The sequence below is a fragment of the Rhodoglobus sp. G.S.23 genome (assembly GCF_056675935.1).
Map to the genome: position 1 here is coordinate 268,390 of NZ_CM155237.1, position 17,425 is coordinate 285,814.

Sequence of the window (17,425 nt, forward strand, 5' to 3'; positions counted from 1 at the left end):
GATGACGAGAGTTGTCAGCCGAGACCTGAATGGAATAGTGGAGCTCCCCCGTTGGACGCTGGGAGAGTTTTGTCAGGTCTGCGGTCATCCTGGGGTCAGCGAACCGCTTTGTAATGCCTGCAGCGACCATGAGAGTACTCGAGTGGTGTCGTGCGGTATGGCCGACCGTGTTGTTCCGCTTACGTATGGGTGGTGGGGAACGCAAATTTGGAACGACATCTATAACTACAAGAGACCAGATGAAGAAGTTGCGCGCGACGGGCGTATTCGACTAATGAAGCTTGGATGGTGGGGGACCATCGTGCACGGACGGTGTATCGAGAGCTTGGCTCCCGGAATGGATCTCGCCATGGTCACGGTGCCTTCAACGAAAGGGCGGAAGGGTGTGCATCCGATTGAGCAAATAGCCCGCCTGTTTCCGGACAGTTGGGCGCGCACCACAGCGCGCCCTTCGAAGGCTGTCGGTAGAGCGTACGACCCGACCGCATTCAGCCTCGATGATCCGGCCTCAGTCGAAAACAAGCACACGATCGTCTTTGACGACACGTGGGCAACTGGTGCACGGGCGCAATCGTTGGCGACCGCGGTGAAGGGCGCCGGGGCCGCATATGTCACCGTTCTGGTACTCGCCAATCATCTAAAGCCCAGTGCGTGGCCCCGGCTCGCGGATTTCAGGCAGAAGCATACGAGTGTCGGCTGGTCGGTCGATCAGTGCCCTGTTAGCGATGTCACATGTCTCGCGGCGCTGACATAGCCAAGCCACCTGGGCGTAGGACCAAGCGTTGGGTCTGGTCGTGCTGTGGCTTGCACTCGGCATAATGAGGAGCACTGCCCGTCTTTCTCGACATGCTCTTGCGGGCCAGCAAAGGCCGCCACCTGTGCTATTTGTGTCCTCGAGCTATAGTCGGAGAGCAATCCGGTGATGTTGCGGATGTGGCAATAAAGCCATCGGCCGGATACGCGGGTTCATATTCTGCGGAGCTGTCGCCAATTCACTGATATTTAATCATGTGTTATGTATCAGGACATCGGTGACACTTCTGCATCAATAGTTTGGTGACCACTCGTTGGTTCTTGGTGGTGACACTTTCCCTCATTGTTTGAGGCATGAGCCCTTTTGAACCTGTCGATCCTCGTGTCCGTCTTGCTATTACCCAGTGGCCGCCTGATTCGCCAAGAGGCTCGGTGAGCACGTTTTGCGCCGAGCATGGGATCTCGCGGAAGACTTTCTACGCGATCAAGAAGCGGGCCGAAGTAGAAGGTCAGGCGGCGGCGCTCGAGCCTCGAACTCGTCGGCCGAGGTCGAGCCCGAACCGGACGGCTGACGCGGTGAAGGTTCAAGCGATTGGTGTGCGGGCGGCGTTGGAGCAGTCGGGGCTCGACCACGGGCCGATCAGTGTCCACGAGAAAATGAAGGCGCTCGGGATGACTCCAGTCCCGTCGACGGCAGCACTGTCGCGGATCTTCCGAGATGCCGGGGTTGCGCGGGTGGAGCCGCGGAAGAAGCCTCGGGCCTCGTTTCGTCGGTTTGTTTATCCGGCTCCGAACGCGTGCTGGCAGCTCGACGGCACCGAGTATGTCCTGACCGCTGGTCGCAAATGTGTGATCTTCCAGTTGATCGATGATCACTCCCGCCGCGCGGTTGCCTCCCATGTTGCTTGGGGTGAAACCTCGAAGGGCGCCATCGCGGTCGTTGCGAAAGGGATCACAGCGCACGGAGTTCCGCAGCGCCTCCTCACCGATAACGGGGCCGCGCTGAACCCGTCGAGGCGCGGAGCGGTCGGACAGCTCGTCACCTATGTCACCGCCCTGGGCGTTGAGGCGATCACCGGCAAGCCCTATAAGCCGACCACCCAGGGCAAGAACGAACGCTTCCATCAGACCCTGTTCCGATGGCTCGACAAACAACCCCTCGCCGGCACCCTCAAGGAGTTGCAGGAGCAAGTCGACCGCTTCGACCAGATCTATAACACCGAGCGACCCCATCAGGGCCTGCCCGGCAGGATCACGCCGGCCGCGGCATGGGAGGCAACACCGAAAGCGGACCCGCCAAGGCCCAGGAACCAGCAACGACCAGTTGGTTGGGACGGCATCCGCCGCACCACCGTCGCTGCGAACGGCATCGTCCAAGTCCGGCAAACCCGGTTCCACGTCACCCGGCTCCTCGCTGGCCAAAGCGTCTATCTGGTTGAGACCGACCAGCACCTGCTCGTCTTCGACGACCAAGGCACCCAGCTGATGAAACACCGCTGGCCGCGGCCGGGAATCAAATACGTCGGCTCCGGCCGGCCCCGCGGACGTCAACCCAGAACCCTCTAAGTGTCACCGATGTCCTGATGCAGGAAGTGTTACCGATGTCCTGATGCAGAACTGTCACCTATGTCCTGATACATCACAGCGGTTGGGCCTGTTTTTCTTTTGCCCACATTTTGCCCACACTTCACAAAGTTTTGGGCCGAAAATCGACTGATATGCGGCATTTCGACTCGTCCCGGCCCAGTGTTTGCCTGAGGTTTGGTTCTCCACACGGGAGTGACCTATTGACCTCTGATCGAGGGGCGGGAGAAATAGCCGCTCCCGATGTCCTCAAAGTGGAAACCAAACCATAGGTCAGGTCAATGCGTCACCTATCCGTGCAGCAAACCCGCACTTTCGAGCCTGCCAAGGTCAAGTGCTCGAGCTGGTTGAAGGCGATTCGGCCCAGCGCGCCCAGCTTGCGGTGTATTACCTCGAGCTCAGCGACGCTCTCGAGAAGCCTGCGCGACCACTAATCGCGCGACTTAAGGGGCGAACGCCCGATCCCGTCGCCGTCCCGCCGACTGCTGGTGAAGGCTCGGAGATGTCTCGACAGCAGGCAGCATAAGGCGATGAAGTGCTTGCCCAATTAACTGAGCTGGTTTGCCCAGAGCTCGTAGCGGAAGAAAATTTGAAGGCAACGTGAGCATGCTCTTTAGGGCTGCCCGGGTTCGTATATCTCCAGCGGTCCGAGTTCCACGGTATTGGTCGCTCCGCCGTCGTAGACGAATGAGACTGTCGCTCCTTGCGCCAGCAGCGTTTCCAGCGTGGTGGTGGCGTTGTCACCGATTACAGCATTTGTTGACTGAATATCGATGATGTCAGGATTCGAACGGAACATGCTCACGGTGAAGCTACCTGTCACCGTGATCGGTGCGCCGTTGGGATCCGTGATGGTGAGGCTATCGAGCGGCCCACTTAGATAGCCGCCCTCGGCTTCCAACTGCGTGATGATCGGCAAACGACTGATCACGTTCGGGTTGTCGGAACGGAAATAGTCCGAACCCTGCAACAAGAAGAACAAAGTGTTGTCTTGATTGCGGTCGACGATGGTCCGATTCAATGTGTATCGGGTGTCAACGGTGTTCGCTGAGACGACGATGTTGTACACGCGACTGACTTGGCCCGCATCGTTGGTGGCAGTGATGGTGATCGGGAAAGTTCCCTGCTCTAGCGGCATACCTTCTAGCCGGCCCGTTTCCCAATCGGGGAAGAGTGAGCCGCCCGGGAATATTCCGTCGTAAACGATCGTGCCGGGATCCGCAGAGCCCCAGTCGATCACTGGTTTCCAGGTCGCGCTGCTTCGATATTCCACGAACCTCGCTGTTGTGCCTCCGACGAAAGCTGGAGCCACGACGGGTGCGGGGTAAGCGCTATCGGCTTCAGCCGTTGCCACGTTCATGCTCACGACGTTGGGCTCACCAGTGCCTACTCGGAACGAGACTGTTCCCTCCTGCAGGAACTCCCGCATTGTGCGGTAGTCCCCACCTCCGATGTTTCCATTCAACGTGAACGCCAACGCTCCCGGAGTGTTCGCATCGCCCTCGGAGGCGGTGAGATTCACTAGGGCAGCCGCATTGGTCATTTCAGCGTTACCGATCCAGGTTCGCACGTCTGAAATTGCCGCTGTTGACCAATCAAACAGCGGGTCGGCGGCTTCTGCAAACATAGGCATGGTGGCAGGATCCACTGCTCCACTGAAGTCGAGTGAGACCGAGTTGTTGGCGGGGTCCGCGACGAAACTGGTTATTGGAGTGCTCGCTGGCGGTGTTGAATTGGCGTCGATGACGAACTCACCGGGTTGAGAGGTTTCGGCGGTCGGTTCAACTTTGAGGCGCATACGATCCCCGTTGACCAGCACATCCAATGTGCCGCCCAAGAGGAACTCATCCGCGAAGCCCTCTTGCATGGTTTCCCACACAGGTCTTCCCGCAGAATCTACCGAGTCTCCAAACTCCACATCGATTTCAAAAGCGTCGTCGATCGTGATGTCCGTGGTGACAGAGGACATGTCGAGCGCGAAACTCACTCCTGAGGGCGAGTGGAATGTCGCGTTGTAGGTCCCGCCAATAGAAGCCACGGCATTGCTCGCGTCCAGTTTGGCCTTAAGCGCGGTCAGTTCTGGAGTGCTGTCACCGGCCAGGTGCAATGTGCGCCCGCTGGGTACTCCTTCAACATCAAAAGCGTGCTCGTAGATCGCTGAATCGGCTCTGACGAGCATTGTCGCTGGAGTCTCTCCGGCCGCATTAACCGCGACGACTGAGTAGCTGGGTTCCTCAGCGGGCTCTAGCGGGATCGTGAACTCGAAGTCCATGAGTCCGTTCTTCCCAATCGTGGCTACTGGTGCCAACGATTGCAGAACGGTACCGTCAGCATCCACCACGTTATAGAACGCGGCAGGTTCACCCTCGCCTGCTGTCCACGCCAAGACTTGTGCGTCGTCTTCCACTATCGAAGCCAGAAGAGGCGAGGCGGGAGCCTCCGTGGGGAGCTCGTCGATCCGAACGCTAGTGTTCCACTCTTGCATCACATCGTCCACATACCCCGTGAGTGTCACCTGGTAGATGCCGGATTCTAGGAACTCGATCTCGTACATCGGCCCCATATCGGCAGGCAATGGATCCGGATCCATTTCTGGCTCTGGTGCTGTCTCATTCAAGACTCCGAACCGGGATGCGGACGCACCGCCACCGTCGTCACCATCCGAGGGCAAGGGCTGGTGAGTGTAAGACCACTGCAAGTTCCGTGGCGGTGAATCCGCGTAGAACGGCACCACTTCCGCGGCGTTGAAGGTCGCTTTTTCTCCGACGAGGGATTCGGAGATTCCCGATATAGGCTCGTCTACTTCTGTCAATGCGGAAACGAAGACTCGCTTGAGCTCTTCAACCATGTACGCGTTGGTTTCGTACTCTCCAGGTCGGGACCTCCAACGATCATCCATGATCGCGCTCCACCCCGCGGTTTCGAAGAAGTACTCATTATCCTTTGTGTAAACGCCTGCAGCCCGCAGGTTCGCCGGACGGTGACGATCGGTGTATTCCGGGTAGGGGACGTCGCTTCCGCTCTCCACATTGCAATATCGTAGATCGCACGCGCGCGACCCTGTCAGCGTGAGAGTGATCTTGCGCACACCTGGTCGCCATGACATGGCATCGATGGTATTGACGGCGGAGTAAATGGCACCGGTTGTTCTGCCGCCTTGGCTGATGTCTTGCAGAGCATCAATAGCGTCTTGACCATCGTCGCTAAAATCACTGGCAATGTTCACCGCGTAAGGATTATTGCTCGTGAGTTCGCCGCCACTCTTGAAATCGACGACAGCGACACGAGAGTCCTTTACGTTGTCGGTCACCAGTTCCACAAACTCAGCGGCGTCGCCCTGCAGCAACGAGACGGCCCCGCCTGCGTTTCCCGTGGAGTCCACGACAATGACTACGTCGACCGGGGCCGATTCGCCCCATGCCTGCTCGGGGAATGCCATGCCCATGCGGGTCCCTAGCTGGTACGCTGCAGATTCTGTGTAGCCCATTTTGAAATACAGCTCGTGTTCCCTGAAGATATTTCCACCGTTTGCTGAGACCGCCCGCGAAAGAATCTGTAACGGTTCGAGGACAGGTGTTCCCGTATATGTCAGCAGTCGCGAGTTCGTTCGAGGCTGGCACGCGAAATCCCACTTCACACAAACAGATATCACTGGAGCGTCTGTTAGATCTCCCCAGTTGGCATGCGGTGTGAACGAGTCATCCCGCATTGGTCCGAATAAACCGAAACGGGAGGGGCTGTAGGTGCCGTAGTTCGCAGCGCTGTCCTCCGGATCGAAGTAGGGGTCACCGAAGGTGGCGATCCCGGCGACTTGATCAATTGCGTCGTAGTCGCCAGCGCTGGCGAGCAATTGCAAGGCCTTCCGAACAACTGCCGCGCCTTGGGAGTAGCCTGTCAAAACGAATTGGGTTTCAGAGCAGACAATGCTCTTAACGGACATCTCGTTCTTGAGGTTCGCCGCTCCGGCCTGCACTGAGTCGAAAAAAGCCTGTGGGTACTTCCCTTGGTAAGGAAGTTCTTCTGGAGCATCAACCGTATAGAAAGCTGCCGCAGGATAATCTACGGCAAAGAACTCAACAGGTTCGAACGAATCCGCCTCGGGAGTAGGGTCCAAGAGGTCTCGTAAAGCTAGGGCAAAGGATTCAGTCATAAACCCCATTCCGAACTCACCGCCAGCTTCATCGGTTCCCCTTGCTCCCAAGATCTGAAAATCTGGGCAGACGGGTGCAGCCGCAACCGGGCCTGCGGAAGCGGCAGCTAAGCTCGCAAGAATCGAAGCGACTACGAACGCGATGAGCCTTCTCATTGATGATCCCTCATTTTGACAGTTAGCTAACCATCGTGTTCTCGCAATGGATCAGTCAATCCCCCTGTTGTGGGGCTAGTCAGAATCTTCTGTCGTACCTGTCTCTCGAAACTGGACCCACATCGCACCAGTGCTCGGGAAGTCGCACTCGTCTTCTGCAAGCCGTACTCCTATTCGACCGGCGACATCGCTATCGTCCAATGCGTACCCAGTAACTCCGATGCCGCCAGCGTTTCTGTAACTCAGAGAATCTGGCCGAGTGAACCCGGTGTAGTCCAGCGATTCGAGTCGGGCGCCGACAGCTGCGGGAATATCGTCTCCCACAAAGACGAAGTAGTGGGTGTACCCATTCTTCGGAGTGGGCTCGCCACCCGCCCCTTCGCAAATTACTTCGGCAACGGTCGCCGCGCCAAAATCAGCTACTGCAGCGTCGAGGTAGTCCTGACGGTCCTGCTTCCAATTCGGGTTGAAAAAGTAGCAGCCGCTGAGCGAAAAGGCGAGCAGCAGTATTGTTCCTGCGGCAACCGTGCGATTGCCCGCTGTGTTCGTAGTCTTGTGCCTCATGCAGATGAGTATGTCAGTTGAGGCGAGAATGAGACCTCTTTTGTGTAGGAATCCTCGACAATTTTTGGACTAGCTCTAGGTGCAATGCTTTCGCATATTTGCTCGAGATAGACAGGGCGATTCATACATGGCTGGATGTGCTCCAACGGTTCCACTCGTCGGTGTCAGGGAAATCTCGGACGCGATCGGTGCGGTGGCCCTGGGTGCACGATCCTCCGGAGATTTGTCGGAGCCGTGCTTGAGCGTTGTGCCAGCGTTCAACGAATCCGACGGGTCCGTAGCCGGCGTCGGTGGTGTCATAGGAGACAGTCCATGCGGTTTGTAATGCGGAGAGCTCTTCTACGAGGGCGTCGTGCTTCCACCAGCAATCAGGGATGACGGTCTCGTCAACCGCGTAGCGTTTGCTGATCCACTCGACCCACGAGCGCAGCTCTTCCCATTTCTCAGAGGCGTCTTCGTTCGGTAGCGTTCGCCAGTTCACTGCGATTGCTGCGATCTCTTCGGAGTCTGGTTCGCGGTCGCTTTCTTCTTCGGCGAGGACGTCGTTGATGTCAAAGTCGTCGTAGCTCATGGTTGCTCCGTGATTGTCGTGGTCAGTTTGCGTCGTAGAACGCGTAGAACGCGTAGAACGCGTAGGGCGAATGCGCTTGCGACTCGACGGCTGCGCATAGAGCGCAGTGCCTGGTCGCGTTCGAGAAGGCGGTGTAGCAGCTCGTGATGGGCAGGGTGCAGGCTCACGAGGTCGTTGTGCTTTTCGTCAGCTTTCCACCCAGTCGGAGTCTCAGTAACTCCGGAATAGTCGATGTGGTGGAGTTCGAGCTCGCGAACTTTCGCGGCTCTGCTGCAGGCGGCGCAGCGCAACTCGTTTCCGGCTTCGGTTTCTTCGGCGAACCAGCGGGCACGGCGGGCGAACCATGTGCGTGAGCGCAAGTAACCTGTGCGGTATTTGTTGCCGCGTACCGGCCTGCGGGAGTTCGACATCAGTTCTGGGTTTCCTCGAAGTCCAGTTCGAGGGTTTCTTCGGGCTCGGGAAGCACGAGCGGTTCGGCTTTGGCGAACTGGGTGCGGAACTGCTGTTGCTGTTCTGCCTCGGTTGTGCGCTTTCCCGTCGAGATGCTCTTGCTGTCAGCACGATCAGTCCATCCGCGCAGATCGAGGAGCGCACCGCGTCTGTTCCGATAGGCCAACAATCCCATCGACTGAGGCATACGACGGATCTCGTCAACGGTCATCAGCGGAACCCGCTCGAGCTGGTTGCTGGTCGATGCTCCCTGCTGGTTGTAGCTGTAGGAAGAACGCTTCAGCTGCCGCTTTCCAAGCATGGCTTCAATATCGCGCAGGTGCCCCATATCTGAGGCACCGCCGAGCAGGATCTTCGCCGTGGCTGCAGACCAGATGGTGTCTGCTTCTGCCTTCGACCAGGCGGTCTCGGCTTGTGAGAGTGCTTGCAAGACGACCATCGTGCAAATTCCTCGGCCGCCACCGTCAGCCATGACGCGGGGGTAACGCTGGCCAGGCGAACATATTCGCGATCTCGTCGAGGATCAGTCCCAGTGGCAGATCGAGTCGCGAGCCGGGTGTTGCCAGTGCTTTGCGGCGTGCGGTTTCAACCACGTCGTCCAGGAGAGCGCCGAGGAAGCCTCCCATCGCGCCTGAGCCCCAGCTTGAGCCGATCAGGTAGAGAGTGTTTTCGCCGGAGAGAAATTCGTCGGCGTCAAAGTTCTCGCCACGCTTTGGCGAGAGCGCTTCATTTGAAAAGTCACGAATCTGAACTCAAAGTTTGCTCGCTTCGTCGAAGCCAGCGGAGTATTTAGCTCGTGTGTAACCCCTGCTGCGCGTTGAGGAAGTCCGTCGTGGAAGACATTGTCTTGGCCATCCTCGATAAGCAACTCACTAGATGTCGACATTCCTCGACACAATTATCCTGAACGCAGTCGATCCTGCGGCAACGCGGCAGCCAACTTCGAAGACGTGGATCTAAGGCTGCATGTTCTCTTTCCCTGATTTCACCGATCTGCTGGAGGCAGAGCACTTTGCCGAGCAATAATCAGATTAGCCGTGCCCACATTTCACCCACACTCGGAGAGCATCGTGGTCAACTCGTGACATCGGGGTCGCACCCAGTCATCAATGTTCTGCAGCGATTTTCGCGACTTCCGCATAGTTCTGCGGGAATGGTTTTCGACTACGGATCAATAGGCCGGGGGTTCAAATCCCTCCGGGCGCACCAAAAAAAGCAGGTCTGACCAGCACTTTCTTGTGGAGTGCGGTTGGGCCTGTTTTTGTTTGCCCACATTCTGCCCACACTTCACAAAGTTTTGGGTCGAGAATCGCTTCAACGCGCGGGTCGCGGAACAGATTTAGCCCAGTGTTTGGCTGGATCTTGGCACAGGGGCAAAGTTGACCTATTGACCTATTGACCTTTGGGTAATTGCATGACCGTCGGCGTTTGAGTGTTGGTCACCGATCCAGCGCTCAGGGATGGGACCACTGTTGCCCCTAAGCGTACTGGCCGCGTGGAGTCTGCGGGTCAGTCCGCCATCGGCGCGGAAGGCTTCCGGCGAGCGCCAAAACGAGCCAAGGGATACAGCTATCCGGATTGGATTTCGTTCAGATGCGCGTACCGTCCGTCCAAGACGAGCAGCTCCTCGTGGGTACCGCTCTCGACGATCCTTCCGGCCTCAAGTACGACGATTGTGTCGGCTTGACGAATCGTGGAGAGTCGGTGTGCGACGACGAGTGTCGTGCGGTCGCGCATGAGAGCGTTCAGAGCGACCCGCACCTTTTGTTCAGATTCGACGTCCAGTGCAGACGTTGCTTCGTCGAGCAACAGGATGCGAGGGTCGCGCACGAGTGCCCTCGCGATGGCGAGTCGCTGGCGTTGACCTCCCGATAGCGCTGCCCCCCGCTCACCCACTCGTGTGTGCAGCCCTTCTGGCTGCGCTTCGATGATCTCGAGGGCGTTTGCTTGGACAAGCGCGCGTAATACGCGTTCTTCCGAAACGTTCTCAAGCCCGTAGACGATGTTTTCGAGGATGGAACCTTCGAAAAGTACCGACTCTTGTGGAACGACAGACACGAATTGCCGGAAAGTGCGCATATCGAGACTCTCCATGTCCGCGCCGTCGAACACTACCCGCCCTGAGGTTGGGCGTACGAAACCCAAGATTAGATTGAGCAAAGTCGACTTCCCGGAGCCGGACGGCCCAACGAATGCGATCGTCTTCCCCGGCTCGACTGTGAGATTCAGCGAGTGAAGGGCTGAGTTGCCACCCTCGGGGTATTCGAACGCAACCGACTCAAGATCGATCCTGCCCGAGATGCTTGTCACCCTGGTCCTTCCCTCGTTGAGTTCGACGTCGGGTTCTTGCATCACCTCCGCGATGGACCGGATCGACTCACTGCCTCGCATCAGTATTGGCAGCAGGGAGAGGAGGGCTGTCACTGCCCCTGTAAGAAGGGCAAAGTAGCTACTCAGCAGTACCACTTGGCCCGCGCTGATGGGCAACCAGCCGAAAATGGATGCGGCAGCCGAGAGGAGCAGAGAGCCGACGCCTATCAGCTGAAGGATGACCCAGGTCCCAGCACCAAACCCGCTATTGAGGAGATCGAGCGTGTAGCCGGCGGACCGAACCGACTCCGCGCTTCGAGCTACTCTCTCACGGGCCACGGTCTCGAGACCGTGCGCTCGGGTGATGGACATAAGGGTAGCCATCTCCCCAATCTGAGAGGAAAAGCTCTCAATTTCACGTCGGAAAGTCTCGTTGCGCTTGGCAGAAGCGCGGGTCATGACGGTCCATAGCACTGCACCGACCGGGACGGTGAGAGCGAAGACGGGCAGAAACTGCGGAACCGAAAGTGCGGTAACAGTGATCGCGCCCGCGAGTACGAGGATGGCAGACATCCCCGACGGGCCAGCCTGCTGCATCATCAGCTCTATGTTCTCAACATCGCGCACGACCTTGGACTGGATGACCGCGGCACTCTTGCGAGAATGGAATCCGATCGACAAGTGCTGTAACTGCCAAGTAATCCCGTTGCGAAGATCGGCACCGAGTTGCCGGGTGGCTCCGCTGTACCAACGTGTGAAGAGCAGTTGAGTGGGTAGGTTCTGGGCAAGTACGAGAAACGCGATGCCACCGAGCAGAAGGAGTCTGACGACATCCCTCTCCCCGACCACAAGATCGATCACCGCTGCCGTAATCACTGGCATCACCCAGACTGGGCTGTCCTTGAGAACGAAGATCAGGGATGCCGCGATGAAGCGTCCGCGATACTGGGTGAGGAGGCGGCCGAAGCTGCGAAAGGGCCGGGCAGCGTCAAGCGGGAGATGTTGCACGGGTTACCTCCTCAAGCACCTCAAGAAGGTGACGATAGTCTTGCCCGGTTGCGCGAGTCATACCGATTTCGCAGGTGCGGTTGGCCGACACGTATGAGTCGAAATCGCCCCCCATGACTTCAGCAGCTTCACGCTCGGTTGCCGAGGCGGTGAGCTCTGGATGCAGGAGACCTCGATCGCCGGCGAAGGCGCAGCAACCCCAGTCGACGGGCACGGTGACGTCGTCAGCGACGGCGTGCGCGATCGCGAGCATGGCAGCGTCGATTCCGAGCTGGGCCGTCGAGCAGGTTGTGTGAACGACCATCGAGCGCACAGGCTGCACCACGTCAAGGTGTGGCAGCAGGCGCTCGTGGGCGAACTGCACGACATCGACGAAACTCAGCGCCGAGTACTCGCCGCCGGCTCGTTCGGCGATCTCGCGCATAGTCTCGAGCCCTTCCGTGCAGGACGCCGCGTCGCAAACGATCGGAATGCGCCCGCCGTCGCTTGCAGCTAGTAGCGCGGGCAGCACAGCGGCTGACATCTGGTCGTAGCCATCGGAAAACCCCTTGGATTTCCAAGGGGTTCCGCAACACATCGACGCAAGGTTCTGAGGGATCGCGAACGTGACTCCGGCACGCTCGCACAGGGTGAGGAACGCGCTGGAGACCCCAGGGGAGCTGTCTTCGGGCCCGAACATGGCAGTGATGCAAGCGGAGAAAAACACAATGTCAGTTTCTGTGGTCGTCGCGATCGGCTTGGGCCGCGGTGATCCACCTCCCGGCAGACCGCGGTCGTACAGTGGCATGGTCTCGTCGCCGAGCACAGCGCGCCCGATTTTGGTCGCGGCGATCACGATGGGCGCGGGGATTGTGTGGGCGACATCCATCGCTAGCCCTCCTGCACGAGTAACGGGGCCCCACGCGGAGGCGAGACCCTTCCAAGCTTTCTGCTCGACGGCGTTGCGGCCTTCCTCGCGCAGGCGCCTCACGAGGTCTCCTGTGTCGATGTCGACGGGGCATGCCGTCTTGCACATACCGTCGACGGCGCAGGTCTGAACGCCGTCGTACTCGTAGTCGTCCCTCAGTTCGGCGAGCAACTCGGTGTTGCCGGCTTGCTCGGCGACCTGCATCTCGCGGCGAAGCACGATTCGCTGTCTGGGGGTGAGCGTGAGGTCCTTGCTCGGACACGTCGGTTCGCAGTATCCGCACTCCACGCAGCGATCGACTTCCTTCTCTACGGTCGGCACAAGTTTGAGGTTTGCAAGATAAGACTTTGGGTCGTCGGAGAGGAGAACGCCGGGGTTGAGGATCCCGAGCGGGTCGCACAGGTTCTTGACGGCCCACATGACGTCGTACAATTCGGCGCCGAATTGGCGTTTCACGAAGGGCGCCATGATCCGACCAGTACCGTGCTCGGCTTTCAGCGAGCCACCGTGGTCAAGCACCAAGTCGACCATTTCGGCAGTGAAGCGCTCATACCGGTCGAGTCGTTCGGGGTCATCGAAGCGCTCATTGAGCATGAAGTGAATGTTGCCGTCTTTGGCGTGGCCAAAGATGACACTGCCCTCGTAGCCGTGGTCGTCAAACATGCGTATGAGTGATTCGCACGTAGCAAGCAACTCGGAGACAGGTACGACGATGTCTTCAAGCAACGCAGTGGTACCGCTCGGGCGTGCACCCGCGATGGTTGTATATAGGCCTTTTCTGGTGTTCCACAGAGCCGAGCGAACGGCCGGGTCTGTGCTGAGTGTTGGCTGCTGGACGATTGGCAGAGACGCGAAGATAGCAGATGCACGCATCTCTTGCTCGGCGACTTCGTCTGCGCTGTGCCCTTGAAGCTCGATGAGGAAGGCTGCTTGGGTCGTGACATGCAGCTCCGCGACTTCGCGGGGGCAGTCGTGTTGTTGTTGGGCGACGCGAAGACTCTGGGCATCCATCAGCTCGATGGTCGCCAGACCGGCACTGACTAGTTTAGGCAGCGCGCTCGTCGCGTCACGCAGAGTGTCGAAAACGAGAAGACCTGTGGATGCCACGGGCATCAGCTCCACGGTACGGAACGTCGCCTCGGCGACAAACGCGAGCGTGCCCTCGCTGCCAATGATGAGGTGGGAGAGCACATCGATTGGGCGCTCGTGGTCAGTGAAGGAATTGAGCCCGTAGCCCATTGTGTTTTTCATCGAGTACTGGCGGCGGATTTCGGCGACGGATGCCGCGTTGCCGTGCACGCGCTCGCGAAGTTGCTCGATCCCGCGGTAGAGGAGCGGCTCGAGAGCGAGCAAGCGAGCATCAGCATCTTTTGCTGCGGTATCGATGATGGTGCCGCTGGGCAACACAAAAATCATTGAGTCGAGGGTCTGGTAGGTATTCTGCTCGATGCCGCACGCCATACCGCTCGAGTTGTTGGCGACGACGCCACCAATCGTGCAGGCAATTTCGCTCGCGGGGTCTGGGCCTAGCTTGCGTCCGTGGCGAAGCAGTCGAGTGTTTGCCTGGCGCACCGTTGCACCGGGTTGAACACGCAGGCGCTCGCCCGAGTTTTCTACAGTGATGCTTCTGAACTCCGACCTCGTGTCAACGAGCACGCTTCCCGTGACACTTTGGCCCGACAGGCTTGTGCCGCCCGAGCGAAAGGTGATCGCACGCTCGCTGGCGCTGCACGCGTGGAAGATCTTCGCAACATCCTCCGCGGTTTTAGGCGTGAGCACGACATCGGGAATGAGCAGGTAGTGCGATGCGTCGTGTGCCATGGCGAAACGGTCGATCGACCTTTCGCGAATGCCAACACCCTCTCCCAGTAGGGCCGGATCGAGTATCGCAGCAAGCGGCGCGCTCATGCGGTCTCCTCTGTCACGATAGCGCGTTGCCCGATTGCGATCCGCACTTCGTGTGATCTCAGCTGACCGGGGTCGAGAAGCGGTGCGCCAGCGTGCTCGGCCTCCCTGTCGGGCCCGAAAAGCGGTGCAGTTGCCGGCTCGATCCCGAGAGCCCAACGTCCTCGCGTCGGAAAGACCCATTGGTGAAGCCGAGGGAGCGTCGCACTGCTCCACTCGATGCTCACACCCAGGTCATGGATGGAGCTTGCGACTGTCGCGCGCGCGAAGCCTGCAGATGTCGATGTCACGCCGCGGTGCTCGAACACTGCCTCGGCTACGTGAGCGGCAGGCTCGGGAAGCACGCGCCAATCTGGCACTTCGGGATGAGGGCCCGCAGCTTGGACTGAGGCGCTGTCGATGTCTACGATGCTGCCTGGTGCAACGAGAGGTGCACCGAGATTCAGGTGGTACATGAGGCTGAGAGGGGATGCTTCCGGGCCGATGTTTGTGATGTCGTCGGTGACGCGCAGCCTCGCGGTCCCACGCTCGTCAGTCGTCGCCGTGATTGTTCTGCGCACACGGAAAGATGGGCCGAACAGAGCGATGCTCTCAACGACTGCTCGTAGTTCAATGCCTGCGTCGGTCACGGACCACGAGACTTCATCGGCGGGGAGGTGGCTAGCGTTGCCGTGTAAGCCCTCGCCGTTTGCTGACGTTCCTATCGTGTTGAACCCACAGGTGGTCAATAGACCCCCCGTGAACCGCGACAACCACTCTGTGCCGGTAGGCGAAGAGAGAGCGCGGGCATCACGCACGGGGGAGAACCACGACACGGGAACTCCGCGGAACCATGTGTCTCCGATATCGAACCCACGGCTCGGGATCACTTCGAATTCGAGCGAGTCAAATAGGCGAGCCGTCAGCAGGCGTTCCGCAGCGTGCGAACCAGGTACGCCGAGTGATTCCTTGACAGAGGCGAGCAGGCGATCGCTAGCAATCAGTCCGGTGTCTCGCAGGATGGTGTTTCTCATGATTGCGGTGGGCGGGCGACGAGCGCATCGCCGTCAAGATGGAACGTGCCTGCTGCGTGAGGGATCAGCGTTGTTGAGCCCGCTGGGAGTTCCAGCGACGTTCCCGACGCCAAGGTCAGCTTTGCGGATTCAGCGACGACAATGACGATTGCGAAACCCGCGGGGAAATCTCGGCTCGAAGTAACGCGATCTAGGCGGAAGAACGGGTCGGCGGATTCCGGAAGCACCGAACCTTCTGGGGCGTTACGAAGAACGAGTTCCTCCACCTCGGAGATCGAGCGCCCGCGGGACTCGACCGCCGTGAGCGCGAGGTCGAAGCCCAGCCCGAGGTGCCCGTCGTTTTCCCCGTCGAGGTCGAACCCGGTCCACTCGAGCAATATCGACAGGTCTTCCGGTTCCTGCACCTCGGCGAGAAGAATGCCCGCGCCGATGGCATGGAGCACGCCGTGCGGTACGAAGATACTGTCGCCGGCACGCACATGAATCTCGTGCATGAGCGACAGCAGCGTGGCCGAGTCTTGTGCGGTGACCAGGGCCCGAAGCTCACCGAGTGGCACATCGCGTCTGAGGCCGAGGTGCACTACGCCGGCCGAGAGGATGTACCAAGCCTCTGCCTTGCCGTGAGTGGTAGAGACGTGCTTCGCAGCAAAGCCGCCGTCAGGGTGCGCGTGCACTGGCAGGCGTTGACCGGCATCGAGCAGCTTGACGAGCAACATCGTGTCGATGCCGTAGTGCTGCACGTGAGCTGCACCCAACCACGAGAGCGGATCGCGTTCGATAGCGTCGGCCAGTAACTCGCCGTCCGCGAGACGGGTCATGCCTGTGGGAGCGTTACCGCGCACGCTTGTCGTCGACCCTATCCAGTCTTCTGGAGTATGGGGTGGGGATGGATGTTCGTTGCGAAAGCTCGAAATACGAGTTCCGCCCTCATAGAACCGGGCGGCGGGTTGGTTGGAAGGAAGCAGCAGCGGCTCCATTGCGGATCCTCTCGTCATGCGAACAGGGTATTCAGGGAGCGGTCAAGGGCGGTGACAGCTGCCGGTGTGGGCCGCGCGCCGCTCATGATTGCGGCGGAACACGCTGCTGCGAGTGCAGCGGCCTGTTCAACGGTGGAACCGCGACTAATCGCGAATAGCAGTCCTGCCGTGCTGGCGTCTCCGGCCCCGTTAGTTGTGACGGGATTGTCGACCCAGAGAGGCGGCACGGTGAGCGAGCGGTCGCCCCACGACTCGGCGAGTGGTGCGAGTATCGCGCCTCCCATTCGTAGGCGGGCTGCGGGTGCTGTGCGCAGATGGAGCCCGTGGCGTCCCGCTGAGATCGCGGCGACCGCGACACCGCAGGCGAGCATCCAGTCAGCGAGGCGACTGACGAGTGCGGCTGAATATGGCTCATCAATGTGAAGAGCCGAGGTCAGGTCGTCAAGGCTGGGGCTGGCGATGTCGCACTCGGCGAAAACAGACCCGAGGATGCTCGCCCAGTCGAGGGCTCCGACGGCCGAGTCGGGGTCGACCACCGCTAGGTCAAGTGAGGTAGTCGCGCCTGCGGCTCGCGCCCGGGCGAGGAGCGTGCGCAGTGGCCGGCCGCCGTCGGTGAGGGTACCAGGCAGTAGGGGTGGATAGCCGACGTGCACAAGCTCCCGGCCGTCGACGTCGACGTCGGTCCCGTCGAATTCATTGTTGGCGCCAGTATGGTGCCAGAACGTTCGGTCGGTTCCCGGTGCCTCGATGACGAGGCTGTACGAGGTCGTCGAGACGGAGGAAGTCGAAAGATGTGGTTGCGCGAACCCTTCGGCGCTCAGTTGGGAGAGAAGCAGGGCACCGAGTTCGTCATCGCCAATCGATGCAAAGGGGGTGACTTCCGCCCCGAGGTCAGCAAGCGCGCCCCCCGTGTTGGCGACTGATCCGCCGAGGGAGATGGCGATGGGCCCGACCTCCAGTAAGCGGCCAGGATCGAGGGCCGCGGTACCCGAGAAGCGCGGGACTATATCGAGGCAGAGATGCCCTGCGACGGCGATTTGGTGCACTGGAGTTCCATTCTGCTGAGCTAGACAACGT

The 17,425-nt window shown here is 59.5% G+C and carries 13 protein-coding genes; 3 read left to right on the forward strand and 10 right to left on the reverse strand.

Annotation, left to right across the window (positions count from 1 at the left end; translation table 11 throughout):
- Positions 1-157: 157 nt before the first annotated feature.
- The 3 genes from AC1ENN_RS01340 (at position 158) to AC1ENN_RS01350 (ending at position 2,863) form a co-directional block, all read left to right on the forward strand.
- Positions 158-754, forward strand: coding sequence for a hypothetical protein (locus tag AC1ENN_RS01340; RefSeq protein WP_480406472.1), 597 nt, complete (start codon positions 158-160; stop codon positions 752-754).
- A 353-nt stretch (positions 755-1,107) separates the two neighbouring features.
- Positions 1,108-2,319: an integrase core domain-containing protein gene (locus AC1ENN_RS01345; protein ID WP_480406473.1), complete on the forward strand. Its 1,212-nt coding sequence runs from the start codon at positions 1,108-1,110 to the stop codon at positions 2,317-2,319.
- Positions 2,320-2,671: 352 nt separating this feature from the next.
- Positions 2,672-2,863 carry a hypothetical protein gene (locus AC1ENN_RS01350; protein ID WP_480406474.1) on the forward strand — a complete coding sequence of 64 codons (192 nt, stop codon included), beginning with the start codon at positions 2,672-2,674 and terminating at the stop codon, positions 2,861-2,863.
- 87 nt (positions 2,864-2,950) lie between these two features.
- Here the strand turns inward: AC1ENN_RS01350 and AC1ENN_RS01355 are convergent, their stop codons facing one another.
- From AC1ENN_RS01355 to AC1ENN_RS01400, 10 genes are all read right to left on the reverse strand, one after another.
- Positions 2,951-6,643 (reverse strand): cutinase family protein, encoded by a 3,693-nt coding sequence (locus tag AC1ENN_RS01355; RefSeq protein WP_480406475.1) that lies wholly within the window; start codon positions 6,641-6,643, stop codon positions 2,951-2,953.
- Between the two features lie 75 nt (positions 6,644-6,718).
- Entirely contained in the window at positions 6,719-7,207 is a 489-nt protein-coding gene (locus tag AC1ENN_RS01360) for a hypothetical protein (RefSeq protein ID WP_480406476.1), read from the reverse strand.
- Between the two features lie 121 nt (positions 7,208-7,328).
- On the reverse strand, positions 7,329-7,778 hold the full coding sequence (locus tag AC1ENN_RS01365) for a hypothetical protein (protein WP_480406477.1): 450 nt from the start codon (positions 7,776-7,778) through the stop codon (positions 7,329-7,331).
- Positions 7,775-8,188: a hypothetical protein gene (locus tag AC1ENN_RS01370; protein WP_480406478.1), complete on the reverse strand. Its 414-nt coding sequence runs from the start codon at positions 8,186-8,188 to the stop codon at positions 7,775-7,777. The genes AC1ENN_RS01365 and AC1ENN_RS01370 overlap by 4 nt, the downstream gene beginning before the upstream one ends.
- A complete protein-coding gene (locus tag AC1ENN_RS01375) occupies positions 8,188-8,667 on the reverse strand; it encodes a TraM recognition domain-containing protein (protein WP_480406479.1) in 480 nt (159 codons plus the stop codon). Before AC1ENN_RS01375 ends, AC1ENN_RS01370 begins: the two co-directional genes overlap by 1 nt.
- A 1,130-nt stretch (positions 8,668-9,797) precedes the next feature.
- Entirely contained in the window at positions 9,798-11,546 is a 1,749-nt protein-coding gene (locus tag AC1ENN_RS01380) for an ABC transporter ATP-binding protein (RefSeq protein WP_480406480.1), read from the reverse strand.
- On the reverse strand, positions 11,527-14,361 hold the full coding sequence (locus tag AC1ENN_RS01385; RefSeq protein ID WP_480406481.1) for an FAD-binding and (Fe-S)-binding domain-containing protein: 2,835 nt from the start codon (positions 14,359-14,361) through the stop codon (positions 11,527-11,529). Before AC1ENN_RS01385 ends, AC1ENN_RS01380 begins: the two co-directional genes overlap by 20 nt.
- A complete protein-coding gene (locus AC1ENN_RS01390; protein WP_480406482.1) occupies positions 14,358-15,371 on the reverse strand; it encodes a DUF4432 family protein in 1,014 nt (337 codons plus the stop codon). Before AC1ENN_RS01390 ends, AC1ENN_RS01385 begins: the two co-directional genes overlap by 4 nt.
- On the reverse strand, positions 15,368-16,366 hold the full coding sequence (locus AC1ENN_RS01395; protein ID WP_480406483.1) for a class I mannose-6-phosphate isomerase: 999 nt from the start codon (positions 16,364-16,366) through the stop codon (positions 15,368-15,370). Before AC1ENN_RS01395 ends, AC1ENN_RS01390 begins: the two co-directional genes overlap by 4 nt.
- Positions 16,363-17,394 carry a carbohydrate kinase family protein gene (locus AC1ENN_RS01400; RefSeq protein ID WP_480406484.1) on the reverse strand — a complete coding sequence of 344 codons (1,032 nt, stop codon included), beginning with the start codon at positions 17,392-17,394 and terminating at the stop codon, positions 16,363-16,365. Before AC1ENN_RS01400 ends, AC1ENN_RS01395 begins: the two co-directional genes overlap by 4 nt.
- Positions 17,395-17,425 lie beyond the last annotated feature (31 nt).

Excerpts from the sequence above, each read along its gene's own strand:
- AC1ENN_RS01340 (WP_480406472.1), top strand. The coding sequence starts at position 158 with ATGGCCGACCGTGTTGTTCCGCTTACGTATGGGTGGTGGGGAACGCAA.
- AC1ENN_RS01345 (WP_480406473.1), top strand. The coding sequence starts at position 1,108 with ATGAGCCCTTTTGAACCTGTCGATCCTCGTGTCCGTCTTGCTATTACC.
- AC1ENN_RS01355 (WP_480406475.1), bottom strand. The coding sequence starts at position 6,643 with ATGAGAAGGCTCATCGCGTTCGTAGTCGCTTCGATTCTTGCGAGCTTA.
- AC1ENN_RS01360 (WP_480406476.1), bottom strand. The coding sequence starts at position 7,207 with ATGAGGCACAAGACTACGAACACAGCGGGCAATCGCACGGTTGCCGCA.
- AC1ENN_RS01365 (WP_480406477.1), bottom strand. The coding sequence starts at position 7,778 with ATGAGCTACGACGACTTTGACATCAACGACGTCCTCGCCGAAGAAGAA.
- AC1ENN_RS01370 (WP_480406478.1), bottom strand. The coding sequence starts at position 8,188 with ATGTCGAACTCCCGCAGGCCGGTACGCGGCAACAAATACCGCACAGGT.
- AC1ENN_RS01375 (WP_480406479.1), bottom strand. The coding sequence starts at position 8,667 with ATGGTCGTCTTGCAAGCACTCTCACAAGCCGAGACCGCCTGGTCGAAG.
- AC1ENN_RS01385 (WP_480406481.1), bottom strand. The coding sequence starts at position 14,361 with ATGAGCGCGCCGCTTGCTGCGATACTCGATCCGGCCCTACTGGGAGAG.
- AC1ENN_RS01390 (WP_480406482.1), bottom strand. The coding sequence starts at position 15,371 with ATGAGAAACACCATCCTGCGAGACACCGGACTGATTGCTAGCGATCGC.
- AC1ENN_RS01395 (WP_480406483.1), bottom strand. The coding sequence starts at position 16,366 with ATGACGAGAGGATCCGCAATGGAGCCGCTGCTGCTTCCTTCCAACCAA.